Origin of the sequence: Neisseria sp. HMSC067G12 (genome assembly GCF_001812725.1) — a bacterium.
Lineage (GTDB): Bacteria > Pseudomonadota > Gammaproteobacteria > Burkholderiales > Neisseriaceae > Neisseria > Neisseria perflava.
Map to the genome: position 1 here is coordinate 117,281 of NZ_KV810187.1, position 19,113 is coordinate 136,393.

At 50.6% G+C, this 19,113-nt stretch carries 19 protein-coding genes; 4 read left to right on the forward strand and 15 right to left on the reverse strand.

Features of this window, described 5'->3' with window-relative positions; all coding sequences use genetic code 11:
- Window positions 1-74 precede the first annotated feature (74 nt).
- The 4 genes from HMPREF2871_RS03085 (at window position 75) to HMPREF2871_RS03100 (ending at window position 4,846) form a co-directional block, all read left to right on the forward strand.
- Window positions 75-593, forward strand: coding sequence for a hypothetical protein (locus tag HMPREF2871_RS03085; protein WP_049344008.1), 519 nt, complete (start codon window positions 75-77; stop codon window positions 591-593).
- 3 nt (window positions 594-596) lie between these two features.
- Window positions 597-1,799, forward strand: coding sequence for a beta-ketoacyl-ACP synthase (locus HMPREF2871_RS03090; protein ID WP_004520072.1), 1,203 nt, complete (start codon window positions 597-599; stop codon window positions 1,797-1,799).
- 172 nt (window positions 1,800-1,971) lie between these two features.
- Window positions 1,972-4,194 (forward strand): NADP-dependent isocitrate dehydrogenase, encoded by a 2,223-nt coding sequence (locus tag HMPREF2871_RS03095; RefSeq protein ID WP_049336448.1) that lies wholly within the window; start codon window positions 1,972-1,974, stop codon window positions 4,192-4,194.
- 58 nt (window positions 4,195-4,252) lie between these two features.
- Complete coding sequence (locus HMPREF2871_RS03100) at window positions 4,253-4,846, forward strand: LolA family protein (protein ID WP_049344010.1); 594 nt, start codon at window positions 4,253-4,255, stop codon at window positions 4,844-4,846.
- A 55-nt stretch (window positions 4,847-4,901) separates the two neighbouring features.
- On the opposite strand, the gene ylqF is transcribed toward HMPREF2871_RS03100, so the two are convergent.
- The 15 genes from ylqF to HMPREF2871_RS03175 form a co-directional block, all read right to left on the reverse strand.
- Entirely contained in the window at window positions 4,902-5,843 is a 942-nt protein-coding gene (gene ylqF / locus HMPREF2871_RS03105; RefSeq protein ID WP_049336447.1) for a ribosome biogenesis GTPase YlqF, read from the reverse strand.
- A 91-nt stretch (window positions 5,844-5,934) separates the two neighbouring features.
- Window positions 5,935-6,159, reverse strand: coding sequence for a protocatechuate 3,4-dioxygenase (locus tag HMPREF2871_RS03110; protein ID WP_039862229.1), 225 nt, complete (start codon window positions 6,157-6,159; stop codon window positions 5,935-5,937).
- 34 nt (window positions 6,160-6,193) lie between these two features.
- A complete protein-coding gene (rapZ, locus tag HMPREF2871_RS03115) occupies window positions 6,194-7,048 on the reverse strand; it encodes an RNase adapter RapZ (protein ID WP_004520067.1) in 855 nt (284 codons plus the stop codon).
- Window positions 7,029-7,991, reverse strand: coding sequence for an HPr(Ser) kinase/phosphatase (gene hprK, locus HMPREF2871_RS03120; protein ID WP_004520066.1), 963 nt, complete (start codon window positions 7,989-7,991; stop codon window positions 7,029-7,031). The genes rapZ and hprK overlap by 20 nt, the downstream gene beginning before the upstream one ends.
- Before the next feature lie 3 nt (window positions 7,992-7,994).
- The gene (ptsN, locus tag HMPREF2871_RS03125; protein ID WP_039862228.1) at window positions 7,995-8,444 is read right to left on the reverse strand and encodes a PTS IIA-like nitrogen regulatory protein PtsN; all 450 of its coding nucleotides are present in this window, start codon (window positions 8,442-8,444) and stop codon (window positions 7,995-7,997) included.
- A 268-nt stretch (window positions 8,445-8,712) separates the two neighbouring features.
- Window positions 8,713-9,633, reverse strand: a complete 921-nt coding sequence (gene ubiA, locus HMPREF2871_RS03130) for a 4-hydroxybenzoate octaprenyltransferase (protein WP_049336445.1) — start codon at window positions 9,631-9,633, stop codon at window positions 8,713-8,715.
- 173 nt (window positions 9,634-9,806) lie between these two features.
- Window positions 9,807-10,301, reverse strand: coding sequence for a chorismate--pyruvate lyase family protein (locus tag HMPREF2871_RS03135; RefSeq protein ID WP_004520063.1), 495 nt, complete (start codon window positions 10,299-10,301; stop codon window positions 9,807-9,809).
- A complete protein-coding gene (gene bioD / locus HMPREF2871_RS03140) occupies window positions 10,291-10,947 on the reverse strand; it encodes a dethiobiotin synthase (protein ID WP_049336444.1) in 657 nt (218 codons plus the stop codon). The genes HMPREF2871_RS03135 and bioD overlap by 11 nt, the downstream gene beginning before the upstream one ends.
- Window positions 10,944-12,233 carry an adenosylmethionine--8-amino-7-oxononanoate transaminase gene (gene bioA / locus HMPREF2871_RS03145; protein WP_070629665.1) on the reverse strand — a complete coding sequence of 430 codons (1,290 nt, stop codon included), beginning with the start codon at window positions 12,231-12,233 and terminating at the stop codon, window positions 10,944-10,946. Before bioA ends, bioD begins: the two co-directional genes overlap by 4 nt.
- 52 nt (window positions 12,234-12,285) lie before the next feature.
- Entirely contained in the window at window positions 12,286-13,191 is a 906-nt protein-coding gene (locus HMPREF2871_RS03150) for a DMT family transporter (RefSeq protein WP_070629659.1), read from the reverse strand.
- 194 nt (window positions 13,192-13,385) lie between these two features.
- Window positions 13,386-14,588, reverse strand: a complete 1,203-nt coding sequence (gene trpB / locus HMPREF2871_RS03155) for a tryptophan synthase subunit beta (RefSeq protein ID WP_070629657.1) — start codon at window positions 14,586-14,588, stop codon at window positions 13,386-13,388.
- A gap of 112 nt (window positions 14,589-14,700) precedes the next feature.
- On the reverse strand, window positions 14,701-15,111 hold the full coding sequence (locus tag HMPREF2871_RS03160) for a hypothetical protein (RefSeq protein WP_049336439.1): 411 nt from the start codon (window positions 15,109-15,111) through the stop codon (window positions 14,701-14,703).
- Window positions 15,112-15,115: 4 nt separating this feature from the next.
- Entirely contained in the window at window positions 15,116-15,718 is a 603-nt protein-coding gene (locus HMPREF2871_RS03165) for a DNA glycosylase (RefSeq protein WP_049336521.1), read from the reverse strand.
- A gap of 36 nt (window positions 15,719-15,754) precedes the next feature.
- Window positions 15,755-16,375: a phosphoribosylanthranilate isomerase gene (locus HMPREF2871_RS03170; protein WP_049344023.1), complete on the reverse strand. Its 621-nt coding sequence runs from the start codon at window positions 16,373-16,375 to the stop codon at window positions 15,755-15,757.
- Between the two features lie 287 nt (window positions 16,376-16,662).
- Window positions 16,663-18,888: a DNA internalization-related competence protein ComEC/Rec2 gene (locus HMPREF2871_RS03175; RefSeq protein ID WP_049344025.1), complete on the reverse strand. Its 2,226-nt coding sequence runs from the start codon at window positions 18,886-18,888 to the stop codon at window positions 16,663-16,665.
- Window positions 18,889-19,113: the final 225 nt, after the last annotated feature.

Below are 19,113 nucleotides of genomic sequence, written 5' to 3' on the forward strand. Positions count from 1 at the left end.
TAGACTGAAAACAGAACAGGCCGTCTGAAACTTCATCCATACCATTAAATATTTTGACCGATAGATAAAACCTTATGCGATTTATCCCTTTGCTTGCTGCACTGCTGCTCTCCGCATGCGCGACCTCGCTCCCCCATCCGCAAACGCTGCCGCCGCTTTCCAAAGAAGGCCAATGGTTCAAACTTGAACAAACTAATGCGGCGGGGCAAACCGTTCAAACCAATCTCTTGGCAGTCGAGCCTCATTCAGACGGCATCCGCTTTGTCCAAACCAATGCACTGGGTGCGCCGGTATCGCGCCAATCGGTCAGCACCAAAGGCTGGAAAAATGATGGTTTTGTGATGCCCAATGCCAGTTCGCGCCGATTGTTTGCCGCCTTGTTGCCGCTTTTGGCCGCCGAACAAGCCGCCACGCTTTACCCTGAAGCCCGCCAACAAAACGCCACCCATCAAGGCTTCTGCCCTGACGGCAAAGGCGCGGTGTTCAGCTACCGCGAGCGTGATTTGTGGTGTGTCGCCCACCATTCCGAACAATTCCTTATCGGCTTCCCCGACCAAACTTTCTGGACGGTCAGCCCGATTGCAGAAGACTAATTCATGAATACTCCTGTTTATCTCAGCCGTCCGGCACTAACCAGCGCATTGGGTAGCGGCTTGCAAGTTCATGCCGATGCCTTACTCACGCCGTCTGAAAACACGCCCCTGACTTTTTCAGACCAATGGGTAAAAGGCAAAACGCATGCTTTTGGTGCAGTCAAAGAAACCCTGATGCCTCTACCCGACAGCATTCCCGAAGCGCATCGCAGCCGCAACAACCAGCTTATCCTGCACGCGCTTTCGCAAATAGACGGACTGATTCAGACGGCCATTGCCCGTTACGGCAAAGAAAGGGTCGCTGTCGTGACTGGTACGTCCACCAGTGGCGCAGATGAAAATATCCCTTTGTTCCAACACGTTGTCCAAGGTGGTGAATGGACGGATGTTCCGTTCAAACAGCTGCAACACACCATGGCTTCGCCCTCCGAATTTATCGCCCAAGTTTACGGTTTAGACGGCTTGCGCTATACCGTTTCCACCGCCTGCACTTCCGGCGCACGCGCCCTCATCAGCGCAGCCCGATTGCTTCGTGCCGGATTGTGTGATGTCGTAATTTGCGGCGGCGCGGATACGCTTTCTCCGCTGACGATTAATGGTTTTGCCTCTTTGGAAGTGCTTTCAGACAGCATCGCCAAGCCTTTTTCCTCCAACCGCAACGGCATCAATATCGGCGAAGCGGCCGCATTTTTCGTGATGACGCGCGATGCCGATTTTGACGGCGAAATGCAGTTGCTGGGCTATGGTGCAAGTAGCGATGCCTACCATATGTCTTCTCCCCGCCCCGACGGTTTGGGTGCAGCCCAATCCTTTCAGGCCGCTTTGGATAAAGCCGGTTTGAAAGCAGAAGACATCGGCTGGATCAATCTGCACGGCACCGGCACGCAACACAACGACAGCATGGAAAGCCGAGCCGTTGCCGAAGTATTTGGCAGCCACACCCTTTGCACTTCAACCAAGCCATCTACCGGTCATACTTTGGGTGCAGCCGGTGCGATCGAAGCCGCGTTTGCCTGGTTGATGGCCAACCGCCAATACAATCCGGAAGGCAAACTGCCGCCGCAACAATGGGACAACGTACCCGATTCCGAGCTGCCCAACATCGCTTTGACCGACGAAAACAGCCGCTGGCCGTCTGAAAAACGCATCGCCGCCAGCTCATCATTTGCCTTCGGCGGCAGCAATGCTGTTTTGATTATCGGATAAGTCCTTATATTTAGGCTGTCTTTTCAGACGGCCTTTTTCTTTTCCGCAACTTAAAAAACAATAACATCAAAACAACAACCAAATCCGCCGAAATATGCCATAATAGGCTTAGCACATTTCTTCTCGCGATGTGCCCGAAAAGAAAAACTTAACCTACATAGAGAATAATCCCATGACTAAATCCACCATTATCTATACCTACACCGACGAAGCTCCTGCATTGGCCACTCAATCCCTGTTGCCAATCGTGCAGGCGTTTACCCGCCATGCCGATATTGATGTCAAAACCAGCGACATTTCTCTCTCCGGTCGTATTTTGGCGGCGTTTCCCGAATACCTGACCGAAGCGCAACGCGTACCTGATGCGCTTGCCGAATTGGGCGAACTGGTGAAACAACCCGATGCAAACGTGATCAAACTGCCGAACATCAGCGCATCCGTACCTCAACTGACTGCCGCGATTAAAGAATTGCAGTCTAAAGGCTTTGCCGTTCCCGACTATCCTGCCGATCCTCAAACCGATGAAGAAAAAGCCGTGCGCGAACGTTACGACCGCATCAAAGGCAGCGCGGTAAACCCTGTCCTGCGTGAAGGCAACTCCGACCGTCGCGCGCCTAAGGCAGTGAAAAACTTTGCGAAAAAACATCCGCACAGCATGGGCGCATGGACGAAAGACTCCAAAACCCACGTTGCCACCATGCAAAGCGGCGACTTTTTCCATAACGAACAATCCGTTACCGTACCTGAAGCAACTTCCGTATCCATCGTATTCACCGACAAACAAGGCAACAAAAAAGAGCTGCGCGAGCCTGTTGCCCTGAAAGCCGGCGAAATCATCGACGCGACCGTAATGAGCAAAAAAGCCCTGCTCGCCTTCCTTGCCGAACAAGTGAAAGACGCAAAAGCTAAAGGCGTATTGTTCTCGCTGCACATGAAAGCCACCATGATGAAAGTGTCCGACCCGATTATCTTCGGACACGCCGTCAAAGTATTCTTCGCGCCTGTATTTGAAAAATTCGGTGACAAACTGGCTGCCGCAGGCGTTAATGTCAACAACGGCTTCGGCAACCTGCTTGCCAATCTGGACAAACTGGATGCGGACACCCGCGCCGCCGTTGAAGCTGAAATCGCTGCTGTTTACGCTGCCAACCCTGATTTGGCCATGGTTGATTCCGACAAAGGCATCACCAACCTGCACGTTCCTAGCGATGTCATCGTCGATGCTTCTATGCCTGCGATGATTCGTAATTCCGGCCGTATGTGGGATAAAGACGGCAAAGCGCAAGACACCAAAGCCGTGATTCCTGACAGCAGCTACGCCGGTGTTTACCAAGCAACCATCGACTTCTGCCGCGAACACGGCGCATTTGACCCGACAACCATGGGTACCGTTCCTAACGTCGGTCTGATGGCGCAAGCAGCCGAAGAATACGGTTCGCACAACAAAACTTTTGAAATCGAAGCCGACGGCCAAGTTCAAGTCATTGATGCAGCAGGTAATGTCCTGATGCAACACGACGTTGAAGCCGGCGACATCTGGCGTATGTGCCAAACCAAAGACGCTCCGGTTAAAGACTGGGTACAACTTGCCGTCAACCGCGCCCGTCTGAGCAACACGCCAGCCGTATTCTGGCTCGACGAAAACCGTCCGCACGACAAGAGCCTGCTCGCCAAGGTTAAAGCCTATCTTGCCGAACTGGATACCGACGGCCTCGACATCCGCGTCCTCGCTCCTGAGGAAGCCGCTAAATTCAGCTTGGGCCGTCTGAAAAACGGCGAAGACACCATCTCCGTGACCGGTAACGTCCTGCGCGACTACCTGACCGACTTGTTCCCAATTTTGGAACTGGGTACCAGCGCGAAAATGCTGTCTATCGTTCCATTGATGAATGGCGGCGGTATGTTTGAAACCGGTGCAGGCGGTTCTGCACCGAAACATGTTCAACAATTCCTCGAAGAAAACCACTTGCGTTGGGACTCTTTGGGCGAATTCCTCGCACTCGCCGTATCGTTTGAACATCTGGCGCAAAAAACCGGCAACACCAAAGCCCAAGTCCTCGCCGACACTTTGGATGCAGCCACCGAAAAACTGCTTCTGAACGACAAATCGCCTAAACGCAAAGCTGGCGAACTCGACAACCGCGGCAGCCATTTCTACCTCACCCTCTACTGGGCGCAAGAATTGGCGGCGCAAGACAAAGATGCCGAACTGAAAGCCGCATTTGCGCCGTTGGCAGCCGCTTTGACTGCTGACGAAGCCAAAATCGTTGAAGAACTCTCTGCCGTACAAGGCAAAGCGGTCGACATCGGCGGCTACTACGCAGCCAATCCTGAAAAAGCCGCACAAGCGATGCGTCCAAGCGCAACCTTTAATCAGGCCTTGTCAACCTTATAATTAAAGCAATAAAAGGCCGTCTGAACTTTCAGACGGCCTCAAACCTTATGGAAACACAATGAAAAAAACCATTCTTTCTCTTACTCTCCTCATCAGCGCTCCGGCTTTATGGGCATTTTCCCCTGCCGAATTGGCACAAAACCTGCAAAAACCGCAAAACGTGCAAGGTAATTTTGTCCAACAACGCCAGCTCAAATCCCTCAGCAAACCCATGACCACCAGCGGCAGCTTTACCCTTGTCCCACAAAAAGGCCTGCTCTGGAAAATGCAAAAACCATTTGAAACCACCCTGCGCGTGCGTTCAGACGGCATCATGCAATGGAACGGCAGTCAATGGGTCAACCCAAATGCCAGCAAACTCAACGGCCAAAGCCGCCAAATCAAACTCTTCCTCGACCTTTTGGGCGGCAATACCCAAGGTTTGGAAAAACAATTTGATTTGAAATTAAACGGCAACGAGAAAAAATGGACGTTGACCCTGACTCCGAAAACCGCCATTACCCGCCAAATCTTCAACCGTATCGAAATCAACGGCGATACGCTGGTACGAAAAATTGAATTGGACGAAAAACAAGGCGACAAAACCATCATGCAGTTCAACCAAATCCAAACCGATAAAGCTCTGGACAGCTTCAGCCGTACCGCCCTCTAAATTGTCTATCCCAACAAAAGGCCGTCTGAAAATAGATTTCAGACGGCCTTTTATATTAATCGGCTGAAGGCTGCTGCCCTTTTCTTTCCGCCTTTCTCGCTTCGCGAATGGCTTTGAGTTCGGCCTCTTTCTGTCTGGCTTTTTTCAGCCAAGCCTCCCATTGGTTTGGCGTTTCCAGCGTGATTCTGCCGATTTTGCCTTCGCGGAAATCAGTCAGGATATTTTCAGCGGCCTTTTGGTAGTTGACCCGTCCGCCACTCAAAACCGCACCGCGTTTTTTGGCAATCCACTCCAGCCAAGAAGTATCGTCCCAATGGCTGCTTGGATCTTTGTCGGCTTGATAGCGCTCTTGCAACAGAGCCAGATAATGGCGGCGGAGGTAATCCAAAAGCTCAAGTGCCACTTCTTCTTCATCCAGCGCGTTGCGTCCGACTGCACCGCCGGCCGCAAGGTTATAGCCGCCTTCTTCGACGATAATTTTTGGCCACAACATACCCGGGGTATCGTAAAGCCAGAAATCGTCTGCAAGGAAAAGGCGCTGTTCGGCTTTGGTAATACCGGGTTCATTACCGGTTTTGGCAGATTTTTTGCCGATCATGCCGTTAATCAAGGTGGATTTGCCGACGTTGGGGATACCGCAAATCAGGACACGCAGCGGCTTCTCGATACCTTGGCGATGCGGAATCATGGCGCGGCAGGCTTGGGTAATTTTGCTATGCGCGCCAGTTTCGGAAGAATCAAGCGCAATGGCGCGGGTATCTTGGCGGCTGTTGTAGTGTTCGAGCCAAACTCTGGTACGCTCGGGATCGGCAAGGTCTTGCTTGTTTAAGATTTTGAGTTTTGGCTTGCCTTTGGACAACTGGGCAAGCAAGGGGTTTTCGCTGGAAGCAGGCATACGCGCGTCCAACATCTCAATCACCATATCAACGCTTTTAATGCGTTCGGCAATGGCTTTTTTTGCCTTATTCATGTGGCCGGGAAACCATTGGATAGCCATGTCTTTTTATTCTTTCTATTCGTATCTGAGGCCGTCTGAACAATTATTTTTTCAGACGGCCTCGGCATTTGGATAATCGGTCAATCGGGATTTAGAGGTTGCCATGCTCGTAGCTGTAATAACCTGCTTCATCCATACATTGCTCAAACGTCTTGGATGTATTTCCATTTTGAACTTGCGATTTGCAGGTATTGATTTGGCGGGAAACTTCAGCTTCGCTCGCGCCGGTGCGGTGCCAACGGTAAGCAGTGACAGGTTCTGTTGCACAGGCGGTCAAGATAAGCAGGGATAATGCGGTCAGACTGATTTTTTTCATGGTTTCTTCCTTTGAGGCCGTCTGAAACGGCAAGTTAGCGTCCTGCCAAGCTTTGTGCCTGACGATGGCGGACAAGGAGTTCGTAACGGCCTTTGAGGCGTTCGGCCAGTTTTTCCACAACATAAACGGAGCGGTGCTGACCGCCGGTACAACCGATGGCAATCGTCACATAACTACGGCTCTCTTGCTGCAGGCGCGGTAACCAGCGGCTAATAAAATGGTCGATGTCATCAACCATTTCTTGAGCCAACGGCTGCTGACCCAAATAATCTTGAATAGGCTTATCCATGCCGGTAAAGGGGCGTAATTCCGGATCGTAATACGGATTGGGTAGGCTGCGCATATCAAACATAAAGTCGGCATTGTTGGGGACGCCGTATTTGAAACCAAAGGATTCAAGAATGACCAGCAAACCGACACGTTCAATATTGAGCCATTGTTGCACAGCATAACGCAGCTGCTGTGCGTTCATTTTGGACGTATCGATGCAATATGCGATGTCTCTAAGCGGGAAGAGCCATTCGCGTTCTTTTTGCAGGCTTTCCAACAAAGTCAGATTATGGCCGGACAAAGGGTGTCCGCGGCGGGTTTCTGAGAAGCGGCGAACCAACACACCCTCTTCCGCTTCAATAAAGAGGACTTCGACTTGATGCCCTTCATGACGCAAATATTGGATTTGCTCTTGCGCTTCCTGAATATTGATACCGGAACGGATATCAACGCTGACACCAAGCTGGGTTTCTTCGCCGCGTTCAATATGGTACAACACCAGCGAAGGCAACATTTCCAAAGGCAGATTATCAACGCAATAAAAGCCTGAATCTTCGAGTTGTTTGAGGGCTACGGATTTTCCTGAGCCGGATAAGCCGCTAATCAGGACGATTTTCATGGTTTTGTTCGTTTTCTTTGAGTTGTGTTTGATGGCGTTCGAGGAATTCTTTGGTGCTGTCTTTACCGCGCAATTGAAGGATGTAATTGCGCACTGCAGCTTCAACCAATACTGCTAAGTTTCGACCGATTGCAACAGGCAGGGTAACGGAACGGATGCTGACGTTGAGGATAGACTCTGTTTCGGTACGGATGCTCAATCGATCGAGTTGTTTCATGTATCCGTCGTCGGCCGGAACCAAATTAATAATCAGCTGGAGGATTTTTTTCGGACGGATGGAGGTTTCGCCAAAAATATGGCGGATATTGAGTATGCCCAAGCCGCGTACTTCGAGGAAATCACGCAGCATAGGCGGGCAACGGCCTTCCAGCATTTCTGGACCGGTACGGAAAAGTTCGACTGCATCATCGGCAATCAGGCTGTGGCCGCGCGAAATCAGCTCCAATGCCAATTCGCTCTTACCCAAGCCGGATTGTCCAGTAATGAGTACGCCCACTTCAAATACATCCAAAAATACGCCATGCTTGATGGTGGAAGTTGCCAATGTCCGTTGCAGATAAATCCGCAAAACGTCCATCAGGTGCGGGCTTTCCTGTTTGGAAGTCAGCAAGGGGATACTGTTGGTATGGCAATAATCGCGTAATTTGGGCGAAACCGGCAAACCGTTGGCGACGATGACCAAAGACATGGGAATGTCGAAAAGCTCGCCGAAATCATAGTTGAGTTCGCCCGATTCCAGACGGCGTAAATATTCGGCTTCGGCTACGCCGACAACTTGAATTTGGTTGGGATGGATAAAGTTTAAATGGCCGACCAAGGCCAAGACGGGTTTATCGGCTTCGACACCGATACGGTTGTCCGCGCCGGAATTGCCGGCAGCCCAAGCAAGTTCGAGTTTGTGCTGATTGTCGGAAAACAGGCGGCGGACAGATATGCTGGGCATGAATTACTCTTCGGTCAGGAGTGTGCGTACTTCTTCGGCAGAAGTCGCGGCCATCAATGCTTCACGGATGGCTTTTTGAGAGAATCTGCCGGCCAGTTTGGACAAGACTTCCAAATGTTCGCCGGTAGCGTTTTCAGGCACAAGCAGGATAAAAATCAGGGAAACGGGTTTGCCGTCGGGCGCATCAAAGGCGACCGGCTCTTTGGTACGGATAAACGCACCGGTGGCTTTTTTCACGCATGCGTGACGGCCGTGAGGAATCGCCACCCCCTGCCCCAAACCGGTCGAACCAAGTTTTTCACGGGCAAACAGGCAGTCGAACACGTTGGTATTCGGTAATTCTGCTTCATTCTCCAGCAGCTGTGCAGCCTCTTCAAACAGACGCTTTTTGCTGCTGACTTCCAAATCCAAAACGATATGGGACAAAGGTAAAATTTCGCCGATCAGGCTCATGTGTATCTCTTTTAAATGTCGCAAAACAATGGGATTGTACCGATTGTCGGTGCAAATCTCAATCCTGAAGGCGTAATTTACACTCGCCCTGCTAACATTTTCCATGTTGTTTTTGATATTTTTTAACGAACTGGAAATAATCCAACCATTTGATTATAATTAATTTAAAGTAAAAATTCCATCATTGGCTAAATCATGGTTTAAATAAAAAGGGGTATGTCCGGCATACCCCTTTTCCCTTCTTTTCAGACGGCCTCAACCTAGTTTTTTAAAACAATTTGGAAACCAAAAACAACCAGAAATAATGGCAGACCAATCCGCAAAACCACGCCAAGCCGATGCGGTTGTTGGCCAAAAATGTTTGGAAGCACAACTGGCGGTCGCGCGTACGGATAGCGGCATACTGCTGATACTGCCAATAAACGGTTATCGGCAATACCAGCCAATAAGGCCAAGTTGCGCCGATTTTAATACCCAGCACCACCATCAATACGGTAAACCAAAAATGGCAAAGCATAGAGGCGGTAATATCGTGATGACCAAATGTGATTGCCGAAGTTTTAATACCGATTTTCAAATCATCTTCTTTGTCCGCCATGGCATAAATCGTGTCGTAAGCCAGCGTCCATAAGGCATTAGCGGTAAACATCAGCCATGCTTCGGGAGGCACTCGGCCTTGCACGGCGGCAAAGGCCATGGGAATACCGAACGAAAATGCCAGCCCCAAATAAAACTGCGGCAATGGAAAAAAGCGTTTGGTGAAAGGATATGTGATGGCCAAAAATAAGGCCGGAAGGCTCATCAGCCAAGTAAAACGGTTGAGCGGCACCAAGCATAAAGCCGCCATCAGACACAGCATGACGGTCAAAAGCAGCGCTTCGGTTTTAGAAACCAAACCTTTGGCAAACGGGCGGTTTTTGGTGCGCTCTACTGCACCGTCAAAATTGCGGTCGGCAAAGTCATTCACGACGCAACCTGCGCTGCGCATTAGAAATGTGCCTGCGGTAAAGGCAATAAAAATATCCGCGTTGGGAACGCCTTTAGACGCAATCCACAATGCCCAATAAGTCGGCCACAGCAAAAGCAGTGTACCAATGGGTTTGTCGACGCGCATCAGCTTGGCGTATATCACCATCCGTCCGACAGCGTAACGCGGTAGAATTTGTAGGAAAAATCGCCTTATGTTCATTGATGTAATGTGTCGTTGTTTATATATCGATTCGGAAGGAAAGGTTTTTTAGAGCCTTAGCTCTTATTATAATTTATTGCCGTCTAAAATTAAACAGATCTTAACAATTTAATTTATTGTATTATAACAGAATTATGACAAACATCGGTAATTGGTTTTATTTTCAGACAGCCTTAGCGGTATAAATCTATTAATTTCAATAAGAAATATTCTGTTAATTCCAATGTTTCGCCGTTCCAATCAAAATAGGAACGGCGCGCGGTAACAGGCCGTCTGAAAGATGGATGGTCGGAATCTTCAAAACGAAGAAACTCAAAATCCGAACGTTTCAACGGCAATGTACCGTCAAACAGGCGCTCGCCCAAAGGCTGCGTTCCGCAATCCAATAATTCTGTCCATAGACGGCTGTCCGGTCGGCACGCGCTTCTGGCTTGTATCACTGTTTCGCCGTCCAGTTTGAGCAAAACATCGCGTACAAAGATTTCGTCTCCGTTTTCCGCACCCTTCGTCAAACCCAAATACACCGGCTCGACTGAAAACTCCTTGCCGGAAGCGCGCAGAGCGGCAGTTAACGAAGAAACGGTCAGCAGATGTTCAGCATCAGACGACAAAAGACTTGAAGCTTCGGCATGTGAACAAAGCGTGCCACGCGGTATATCAAGCTCCATCTGACACCTCTGTTTTGGCCAACTCCTGCCATTTGGCTTCAGGAAATTCATCTTTCAGACGGCCTTTAAGATATTCCAAGGTATCGCCGGCAACGGTTTCATCTTTGCTGTCGTGAATATGGTTGAAAATCAGGCTATGCAAGCTGATGCCGTATTGTTTGAGCGCGGCGAAACTGAGTAAAGTGTGGTTGATACTGCCGAGCCGTCCGCTGGTAACGAGGACGACGGGATAAGCCTGTTGCTGAATATAATCAATGGTTAACAGGTTTTCTGTCAGCGGAACCATCAATCCGCCCGCGCCTTCGACCAAGACGATTTCGTATTGCGCCACCAATTCTTGCGTGGCGGTGCGGATTTTGTTCAAGTCCAAAGTCCTGCCGTCCAAACGGGCGGCAAGATGGGGCGAAGCTGGATAGCTGAAGATTTCGGGCATGGTCAGCCCTTGTTTGTCGGCTTCCTGCATGGGTATGCTCATGATTTTACGATGGACGGCGATGTCCTCGGCGATGTCTCGGCAACCGGTTTGCACGGGCTTTTGCGTGATCACGCTTTTGCCCTGCTGCAACAATTGTTTTGCCAACATGCCGGTGGCGACAGTTTTGCCGATGTCCGTATCAATGCCGCTGACGAAGTAAACGCCTTTCATTTGTTGTGTTCCTTCAAAATGTGTACGGTTTTGTCGGCAAGTTCGGTCAAGAGGTCGTCTGAAATGATGTAAGGCGGCATGAGGTACACCAGCCTGCCGAAGGGGCGCACCCAAATGCCCTGCGCCACGCAATCCGCTTGAAAACGCGCCATATCCACGCCTTTTTCCAGCTCGATCACCCCGATGGCACCCAAAACGCGCACGTCTTTTACGCCGCGAATTTCCCATGCGGTTTTCAGACGACCTTTCAGGATGCTTTCAATGCGGCGGATATTTGCCTGCCAGTCTTGAGACAAAAGCAACTTGACCGAAGCGCAGGCAACGGCACACGCCAGCGGGTTCGCCATAAACGTCGGCCCGTGCATAAACACGCCCGCTTCGCCGCTCGAAATCGTTTCGGTGACTTTTTGCGAAGTGATTGCCGCCGCCAGCGTCATATAACCGCCGCTCAAGCCCTTGCCGATACACATAATATCCGGCACGACGTCCGCGTATTCGCAGGCAAACATTTTACCCGTGCGCCCGAATCCGGTGGCAATTTCGTCAAAAATCAACACGATATCAAATTCGTCGCATAAATCGCGCAATCCGCGAAGATATTGCGGATGATAAAAATACATGCCGCCCGCGCCCTGCACGACCGGTTCCAAAATAAAGGCGGCAATATCCGCATGATGTGCTTCAAACAAGGCGCGGACAGGCTGCAAATCCGCCTCGTCCCATTCATCGTCGAAACGGCTTGTCGGATTATCGACAAAATAACGCTGCGGCAACGCGCTGCCGAAAATATGGTGCATTCCCGTTTCCGGATCGCAGACGGACATCGCGTTCCAAGTATCGCCGTGATACCCGCGCCGTACTGTCGCAATATTCTGCTTCGCCGTCAAACCCCGCGCCTGCTGGTACTGCACCGCCATCTTCAGCGCGACTTCTACCGAAACCGAACCCGAATCCGCATAAAAAATACGGTCCAGCCCCTGCGGCAAAATCCCGACCAATAACTTGCCCAGTTCTACCGCCGGCTCATGCGTCAAACCGCCGAACATCACATGCGACATTTGCTTAATCTGCGCCTCAACCGCTTGATTCAAAACAGGATGATTGTAGCCGTGTATCGCACACCACCAAGACGACATCCCGTCAATCAGCCGCGTACCGTCCGCCAATTCGATATGCACGCCCTCCGCACGGCACACCGGATAAACAGGCAACGGGTCGGTCATGGATGTATAGGGATGGAGCAGGTGGGCGCGGTCGAAATCGAGCAGGGAGGAATGTTCAGACATGTTTAAAACAATGGTTTGATCAGTTTCATTATTATATAACATATTTTCTATTTCAGACGGCACGTCTTCCGTACTGCATCAACGCCAATCCGCCCACTGCCGCCAAACAGCCGGCAACCAAGGAAACATGCAATGCCTCGCCCAAAAACCAAGCGGAACACAAAATGCCGAATACCGGCACCAAAGTGATGTACGCCGCCGCGCTGCCTGCACCCAAAGTCTTTACGCCTTCAAAATACCACGCATAGCTCAAAACCGTTGCGCCGACAGATAGGCCAATCAAAGCAAACCAGCCCCTGCCGTCCATTTCGGCAAGCATACCAAACGGCAGGCCGTCTGAAATCAGCGCAGGCGACAACAGCATCAATGCGCCCAGCCAAGCGGTGGCCACGGTGACCGTCAGCGCATCAATCCCCTGCAACACAGCCCTGCCTATCATCGTATAAGTGACCAAGCAACAAAGGCTGCAAAACACCAGCACTTCGCCCCACCCTATGCCGCCGCCCGACAAAAATGCCGCAATCTCGCCATGCGTAACCGCCCATATCGAGCCTGCCACTGCCAACAACATACCCGACACAATCTTGCCGTTGAGCTTCTCGCCAAACAACAAAGCCGCAAAAAACATCGTCAATACAGGATTGAATGTGACCAACACCGTCGCCCTTGACGCAGGAATCCGCTGCAAACCCAGCATAGACAACACAGTAAAACCAAATACGCCGAATGCCGCCGCCAGTGCCAATCCAAGCCATTGTTTACGCGACAAAACCGCTAAAGTACGCAATCGATACCGTGCAAAGAGCCAGCCCAAAAGCAAGATTGCCGCCGTCAAAAAGCGCAGCATACCGCCCGTTAAAGGCGGCAGCGCCTGTCCCAGCATCCGCCCCATCGGCCAAGATGCGCCCCAAAACGCCGCCATGCCCAATAGTTTTAGATGGATTGCTAAATGTTTCATGGTGATGGATAACTTGAATAATCGGTTTAGAAAGCGTACAAGCTCGGTTTGGAAAGATAAATTTCCTTAGCCGCCGATACTTGATAGAGTTTGCGCGGATGAAATACTACGCTGAATCATTACGGAAACAAAGGCCGTCTGAAAGACTGATATCCAGCTTTTTCAGACGGCCTTTGCTGCTCAATCAATAAGGCTTACAACTCAATGCCTTTGAGTTTCGCCACGGTATTGATGTCTTTATCGCCGCGACCGGAGAGGTTGACCAAAATCACTTGGTCTTTGCTCATTTTCGGCGCGTTTTTTACCGCCCAAGCAACGGCATGGCTGGATTCCAGCGCAGGAATAATGCCCTCAAAACGGCAAAGCAAATCAAAGGCTTCAAGTGCTTCGTCGTCTTTGGCAACGGTATATTCCACGCGGTTGATGTCGTTCAAATGGCTGTGTTCCGGGCCGATGCCTGGGTAGTCCAAGCCTGCGGAAACGGAGTGCGTACCCAAGACCTGACCGTTTTCGTCCTGCATCAAATAGCTGCGGAAACCGTGCAATACGCCGATAGGGGCTTTGCTGGTAATCGGTGCGGCGTGGTCAGGCGTATCCACGCCCAAACCGCCAGCTTCTACGCCGACCAGACGTACGTTTTCTTCTTCGATATAGGGGTAGAACAAACCGATGGCGTTCGAGCCGCCACCCACGCAGGCAACGGCAACGTCAGGTTGGCGGCCGATGGCTTCCAACATTTGTTCTTTGGCTTCATTGCCGATCACGCATTGGAAATCGCGTACCATTTCAGGATACGGCGCAGGGCCTGCGGCAGTACCGATGATGTAGAACGTATCGTCCACACGCGCCACCCATTCGCGCATGGCTTCGTTCATCGCGTCTTTCAAAGTACGGCTGCCGCTGTCAACGCTGACCACGTTTGCACCCAATAATTTCATACGGAACACGTTGGGCATTTGACGTTGGATGTCGTCCGCGCCCATGTACACGTCGCAAGTCATACCGAAGCGTGCTGCGACGGTGGCAGAAGCCACGCCGTGCTGACCCGCGCCGGTCTCGGCAATCACGCGTTTTTTGCCCATGCGGCGGGCGAGCAATGCCTGACCGATGGTGTTGTTCACTTTGTGCGCGCCGGTGTGGTTCAAATCTTCACGCTTCAGCCAGATTTGCGCGCCGCCCAAATGCTCGGACAAGCGCGCGGCATGGTAAACAGGGCTGGGACGGCCGACATAGTGTTTCAAATCATGGCGGAACTCTTCCCAAAATGAAGGATCTTCTTTCGCTGCTTTATAGGCTTCTGCCAATTCTTGCAATGCCGGAATCAGGGTTTCGGAAACGTACAGGCCGCCGTGTTCGCCGAAAAAGCCTTTCTCGTCGGGAGCGTGATAATTTTTCATGGGATTTTTCCTTGTTCGTTTTATGGTTTCAGACGGCCTGATTCAGTAAAAGGCCGTCTGAAAGTAAAAATTGTCAGCAATTATAGCTGTTTTCCATTCATCTTGTCGGCAACTAATTGAATAATAATATCAGCAGACAAAATAGGAACAACAGCGTACAGCTCGATGTTGCAATCAATGCCGTACCCAACGGAGGCGCGATATATTTTTCTTCGTTTTTGTTTCTCAGGCATAGTTTCAATGCCAACATCCCCAGCCACAGCGCCAGCAACCAACAACCCAGAAAGTTAAGCACAAGCAAAGCAATAATCAACTCATTGGTATTTATAGTACTTACGTTCAAAAATATCCAATTAAGGCCGTTAACAGACATAATGACTGCAGATATTTGTATCACATACAAAAGCGTTCCGCCCAACAATACCCTGATGTGCCATTTTTTGGCCTTCAGCCACACTGAGACGACATTAAAAAGCCACCACAAAGCCATAAACACCATTAAAGAGATTTCATAACGATCCATCGCCCTACTCCTGAAAAACAGTCAATCCAGCCATTTCAAAAAAAGCCCGATACGCCGCTGCTTTTTTTGCCAAACTCAAAGGATAGGCACGCGAAGTCGAAGGCAGACGCGTCAGGGTCAACTCACGCCCTGCATAGGGGAACGGCACTGTTTCGCCGGTTTTCGGCATTTTCATGCCGCTGCCTTGAATCTCCAACAAAACTTCGGTTGCCTTGCCGCCAGTGGTGCAAAGATGGCGGCACTCGGGCATTTGCGCCAATACTGCCGCCAAATCGACAGTTTCTATCACTTTTAAAAACTTATCCGAAGCATTGCCATGTTCGCGTATTGCCTTCAATACGGTCGGACAGGATGCAATCCCCTTTTCACTCAAAAACGCTTTGATTTTATCGGCATCAAACGCTTTTTCGCCCTGCTTTTGAAAATGCGCCGCATCGCCGAAAAACACCAGCCCATACACACGCCACATATCGTTTTGAAAATTCGGATAATGAAACTGCATCGCGTGTTTTTCTTCTTTAGGCGGAAACGTCCCCATCATCATGACCGTTGCCTGCGGAGGCAACAAGGCTGCGAAGGGGTGGGACTCAACGATTGACTCTTGCATATCTGTATTCCGGTTGTTTTTCATTCAAACAAATTTTCAGACGGCCTTTACTGCTTGAATAAACGCCGCCATTTTCTCCCTGCTCTTAACCCCACCGGAGATCTCCACGCCGCCGGACACATCCACCGCCGCCGCGCCACTGATTTTTACCGCTTCGGCAACGTTTTCCGCAGTCAATCCGCCGGCAAGTATCCACGGTTTGCCGATATTGCCGTGCAACATGGTCCAATCGAAACTTTGTCCCGTACCGCCGTATTCGGTCGGATGATAAGCATCAAACAACAAGGCGCGTGCATTCGGAAATTTGGCACAGGCCGTCTGAAAATCGGCTGCGGACTGTACACGCACGGCCTTCAAATACGGGCGGTCAAACCGACGGCAAAAATCATCGTCTTCATCGCCATGAAACTGAATCATATCTATCGGCACCTGACGCAAAATCTCGCAGATGGTTTGCTCGTTTTCATTCACAAACAAGGCCACCACCGATACAAACGGCGGCAGGTTTTTCACAACCGCCTGCGCCTGCTCAATATTCACAGCCCGTTTACTCTTGGCGTAAAACACCAGCCCGATGGCATCCGCGCCCAATTCGGCCGCGGCCAGCGCGTCTTCAGGTCGGGTAATACCGCAAATTTTGGTGCGTATGGTGTTCATGGAGATTGCCTTTTTAAACAGATGGGTCATTATATAAGTTTAAGGCCGTCTGAACATGAAATATCAGGTTCAGACGGCCTTAAACTTTAAACCGATATTACTCATAACTTTGTATTATTACCCTATTTTTAAACTGCCTATTTTTTCATCACAATTAATTTATTCTTTATTATCAATTATCAAACCAAACTATCCACAATTGGATTCACACAAAATTTGGATAATGCCCGTCAATAAAAAATATTAAGGCCGTCTGAAAAAGTCTTTCAGACGACCTTTGATCCTTTTTACTCAAACGGTTTCTTCTGCCAATAAAACTTATCCTTTTTCAGACGGCCTTGAAATATATCGCCCTGTCCCAAAGCAAACACCAACGCGCCTGACAAATCCGTTCTCAACAAAGTAATGCCGTGTGCGCGGACACGATTTTGTACGGCAACGGTCGGATGTTTGTAGGCATTGGCATAGCCGCTGGATGCCACGGCATATTGTGGCGAAACCGTATGCAGAAAGCTGCCCGACGAAGCCGTGCTGCTGCCGTGATGTCCCAATACCAACACTTGGCTATACAGCGCATTGCCGTATTTCTCAATCAAACCGGCCTCGCCCTTTACGCTCAAATCGCCGGTTATCAACAAGGCTTTGCCATTTGCCACAACACGCAATACACAGCTTTGATCGTTATCTTCCTTGCCCGTATTTTCAGACGGCCTGAGCAACTCGAAATCTACGCCGTCCCATTGCCATTTGTCTTCTTGGCAAAACTCTGCATTTGGATAAAACTCAGGTTGTCCGGCAAGCAACTTATCGGTACCGACAGCCGCTACACTTTGAAAACCGCCGTCATGGTCAATATCATGGTGCGACAAAATCAAGCTGTCCAAACGGCGCACACCCATAGCATTCAAACTCGGCACTATACCTGTTTGCGCCACTTGCTCCGTTCCCGTATCAAACAAAAGATTGCGGTTACGCGTTTGTATCAACACCGACAAACCTTGTCCTGCATCCATCACCGTAACTCTTGCCACCCCCTCCTCCAGCTTGGCAGGACGGTAAAACACAAAGCCCAATAAAACCAGACATGCCCAAGGTTTTAAGCCCATTCCTTTAGGCAGCAATAACAGTAAAGCCGCCATCATCGCCAACACAAGCAAAGGCACGGGCGCCGCTGCGACGGCAAATTCAGGCGATACCATAGCCAGCCATAGCAAACCGCGTAAAGTATATTCCGCCAAAAATGCCGCTACCAACTGGACAAGTTCAAACGGAAAAACCGAACCCAGCAAAGCCAACGGCGTCAACACCCAAGAAAACCAAGGAATAGCCAGCGCATTAACCAACGGACTGAGCAAAGGTAACGAAGCAAACAAATAGCCCAGCAATACCACCGACAATACAGTCGCTGCCCATTGTCCCCGTACAGCCAACCGCCAGCCCGACTCTTTCAGACGGCCTGATGAAGCCCAAATCAAAGCAGCAACCAAACCGAAAGACAACCAAGTTCCCACGCCCAATACAGCCAACGGATCCAACAACAAAACAACGGCCAAAGCCTGCCACCACGCCGTCCAGCCCGAGCCGCCACTGCCGCGCCACCATGCCCACGCAAACGCAGCCAACATCAACACACTGCGTTGCGTCGGTACGGAAAAACCGGCCAAAAGCGCATAAAACAAAGCACCGGCAACACCGCCTGCCAATATCCACACACGCGGTTTTGCCGGAATCCACGGCAAATAACGGAAAATTCGCTTAATCAGCCAGGCAAACAATACCGCCACCATCGTCACATGCAGGCCCGAAATACTGACCAAGTGTGTCAGCCCCAAAGGGCGGAATGCCTGCCACAAAGGCGGCCTCAACGCCGATTGCTCGCCAATACTCAAAGCACGCATCAGCCCTATGCCGTCTGAAAACTCAGGATATTTGTCCCCTGTTCTCTGCCAACTCCGGCTTACCGCATCACGCATATTAGCCAAACCGAAACCGCCACCTTGCCGCACGAGTTTCCTGTCGCGCCCCAAAGTACCCATGCCATCGATACCATTGGCCAAAGCCCATATTTCACGGTTCAAACCGCGCACATTCACTTCACCGATCACCGGCCTTACCCGCGCCGATACAGACCACCTGCTGCCCACCGCCCAATCGCGCCGCTGATAATCCGACAACATCAAATCAAAAGCCTGCCCCTGTTCATCCCAAGCCCTTGCCGCAAACTGCACGCGCCGACCATCATCACGCGGCATATCCGCCACTTCAACCGTCAAAACTTTAGCCGCCACCTCCCCTGCAGGCCATTGACCGGCCAACACCAGCCCGGTCCGCCACACTCCAAACGCCATACCCACGCAAACAGCCAGCACCAACCAAGCCACAGCAAATTTTCGACACAACGCAAGCGCGCCAATGATTACAGACAACCAAGCCCACCATGGCGGCACAAACGGCAACGCAAACGAAAGCACTACACCCACCACCCAAGCAGGCAACACAAACCGCCACGCCATGAACATTTTCCCTTAAATTATGATTATTAGATATGTAATAATAAATGCTTTTAGTAGATTATGACAAATATTTGATTGCAGTATTTATGACCTGAATCCGTCCGATTTTGTCGTAGATGTAATTGAGTACGCCGCTTCTTTGGTCGGCACTTTGAATCAGGTTGCCGGCTTTGTCATAGGCGTAGGTATGACCCAACGCGTTGGTGCGTTTGAGCGGCAGTCCGT

Bases quoted from the DNA above. Each gene is read 5' to 3' on its own strand.
- HMPREF2871_RS03160 (WP_049336439.1), bottom strand. From the start codon at position 15,111: ATGGATCGTTATGAAATCTCTTTAATGGTGTTTATGGCTTTGTGGTGG.
- HMPREF2871_RS03095 (WP_049336448.1), top strand. From the start codon at position 1,972: ATGACTAAATCCACCATTATCTATACCTACACCGACGAAGCTCCTGCA.
- ubiA (WP_049336445.1), bottom strand. From the start codon at position 9,633: ATGAACATAAGGCGATTTTTCCTACAAATTCTACCGCGTTACGCTGTC.
- rapZ (WP_004520067.1), bottom strand. From the start codon at position 7,048: ATGAAAATCGTCCTGATTAGCGGCTTATCCGGCTCAGGAAAATCCGTA.
- HMPREF2871_RS03090 (WP_004520072.1), top strand. From the start codon at position 597: ATGAATACTCCTGTTTATCTCAGCCGTCCGGCACTAACCAGCGCATTG.
- hprK (WP_004520066.1), bottom strand. From the start codon at position 7,991: ATGCCCAGCATATCTGTCCGCCGCCTGTTTTCCGACAATCAGCACAAA.
- bioD (WP_049336444.1), bottom strand. From the start codon at position 10,947: ATGAAAGGCGTTTACTTCGTCAGCGGCATTGATACGGACATCGGCAAA.
- HMPREF2871_RS03110 (WP_039862229.1), bottom strand. From the start codon at position 6,159: ATGAAAAAAATCAGTCTGACCGCATTATCCCTGCTTATCTTGACCGCC.
- HMPREF2871_RS03100 (WP_049344010.1), top strand. From the start codon at position 4,253: ATGAAAAAAACCATTCTTTCTCTTACTCTCCTCATCAGCGCTCCGGCT.
- trpB (WP_070629657.1), bottom strand. From the start codon at position 14,588: ATGAAAAATTATCACGCTCCCGACGAGAAAGGCTTTTTCGGCGAACAC.
- HMPREF2871_RS03170 (WP_049344023.1), bottom strand. From the start codon at position 16,375: ATGAACACCATACGCACCAAAATTTGCGGTATTACCCGACCTGAAGAC.
- ptsN (WP_039862228.1), bottom strand. From the start codon at position 8,444: ATGAGCCTGATCGGCGAAATTTTACCTTTGTCCCATATCGTTTTGGAT.
- HMPREF2871_RS03165 (WP_049336521.1), bottom strand. From the start codon at position 15,718: ATGCAAGAGTCAATCGTTGAGTCCCACCCCTTCGCAGCCTTGTTGCCT.
- HMPREF2871_RS03135 (WP_004520063.1), bottom strand. From the start codon at position 10,301: ATGGAGCTTGATATACCGCGTGGCACGCTTTGTTCACATGCCGAAGCT.
- ylqF (WP_049336447.1), bottom strand. From the start codon at position 5,843: ATGGCTATCCAATGGTTTCCCGGCCACATGAATAAGGCAAAAAAAGCC.
- HMPREF2871_RS03175 (WP_049344025.1), bottom strand. From the start codon at position 18,888: ATGGCGTGGCGGTTTGTGTTGCCTGCTTGGGTGGTGGGTGTAGTGCTT.
- HMPREF2871_RS03085 (WP_049344008.1), top strand. From the start codon at position 75: ATGCGATTTATCCCTTTGCTTGCTGCACTGCTGCTCTCCGCATGCGCG.
- bioA (WP_070629665.1), bottom strand. From the start codon at position 12,233: ATGTCTGAACATTCCTCCCTGCTCGATTTCGACCGCGCCCACCTGCTC.
- HMPREF2871_RS03150 (WP_070629659.1), bottom strand. From the start codon at position 13,191: ATGAAACATTTAGCAATCCATCTAAAACTATTGGGCATGGCGGCGTTT.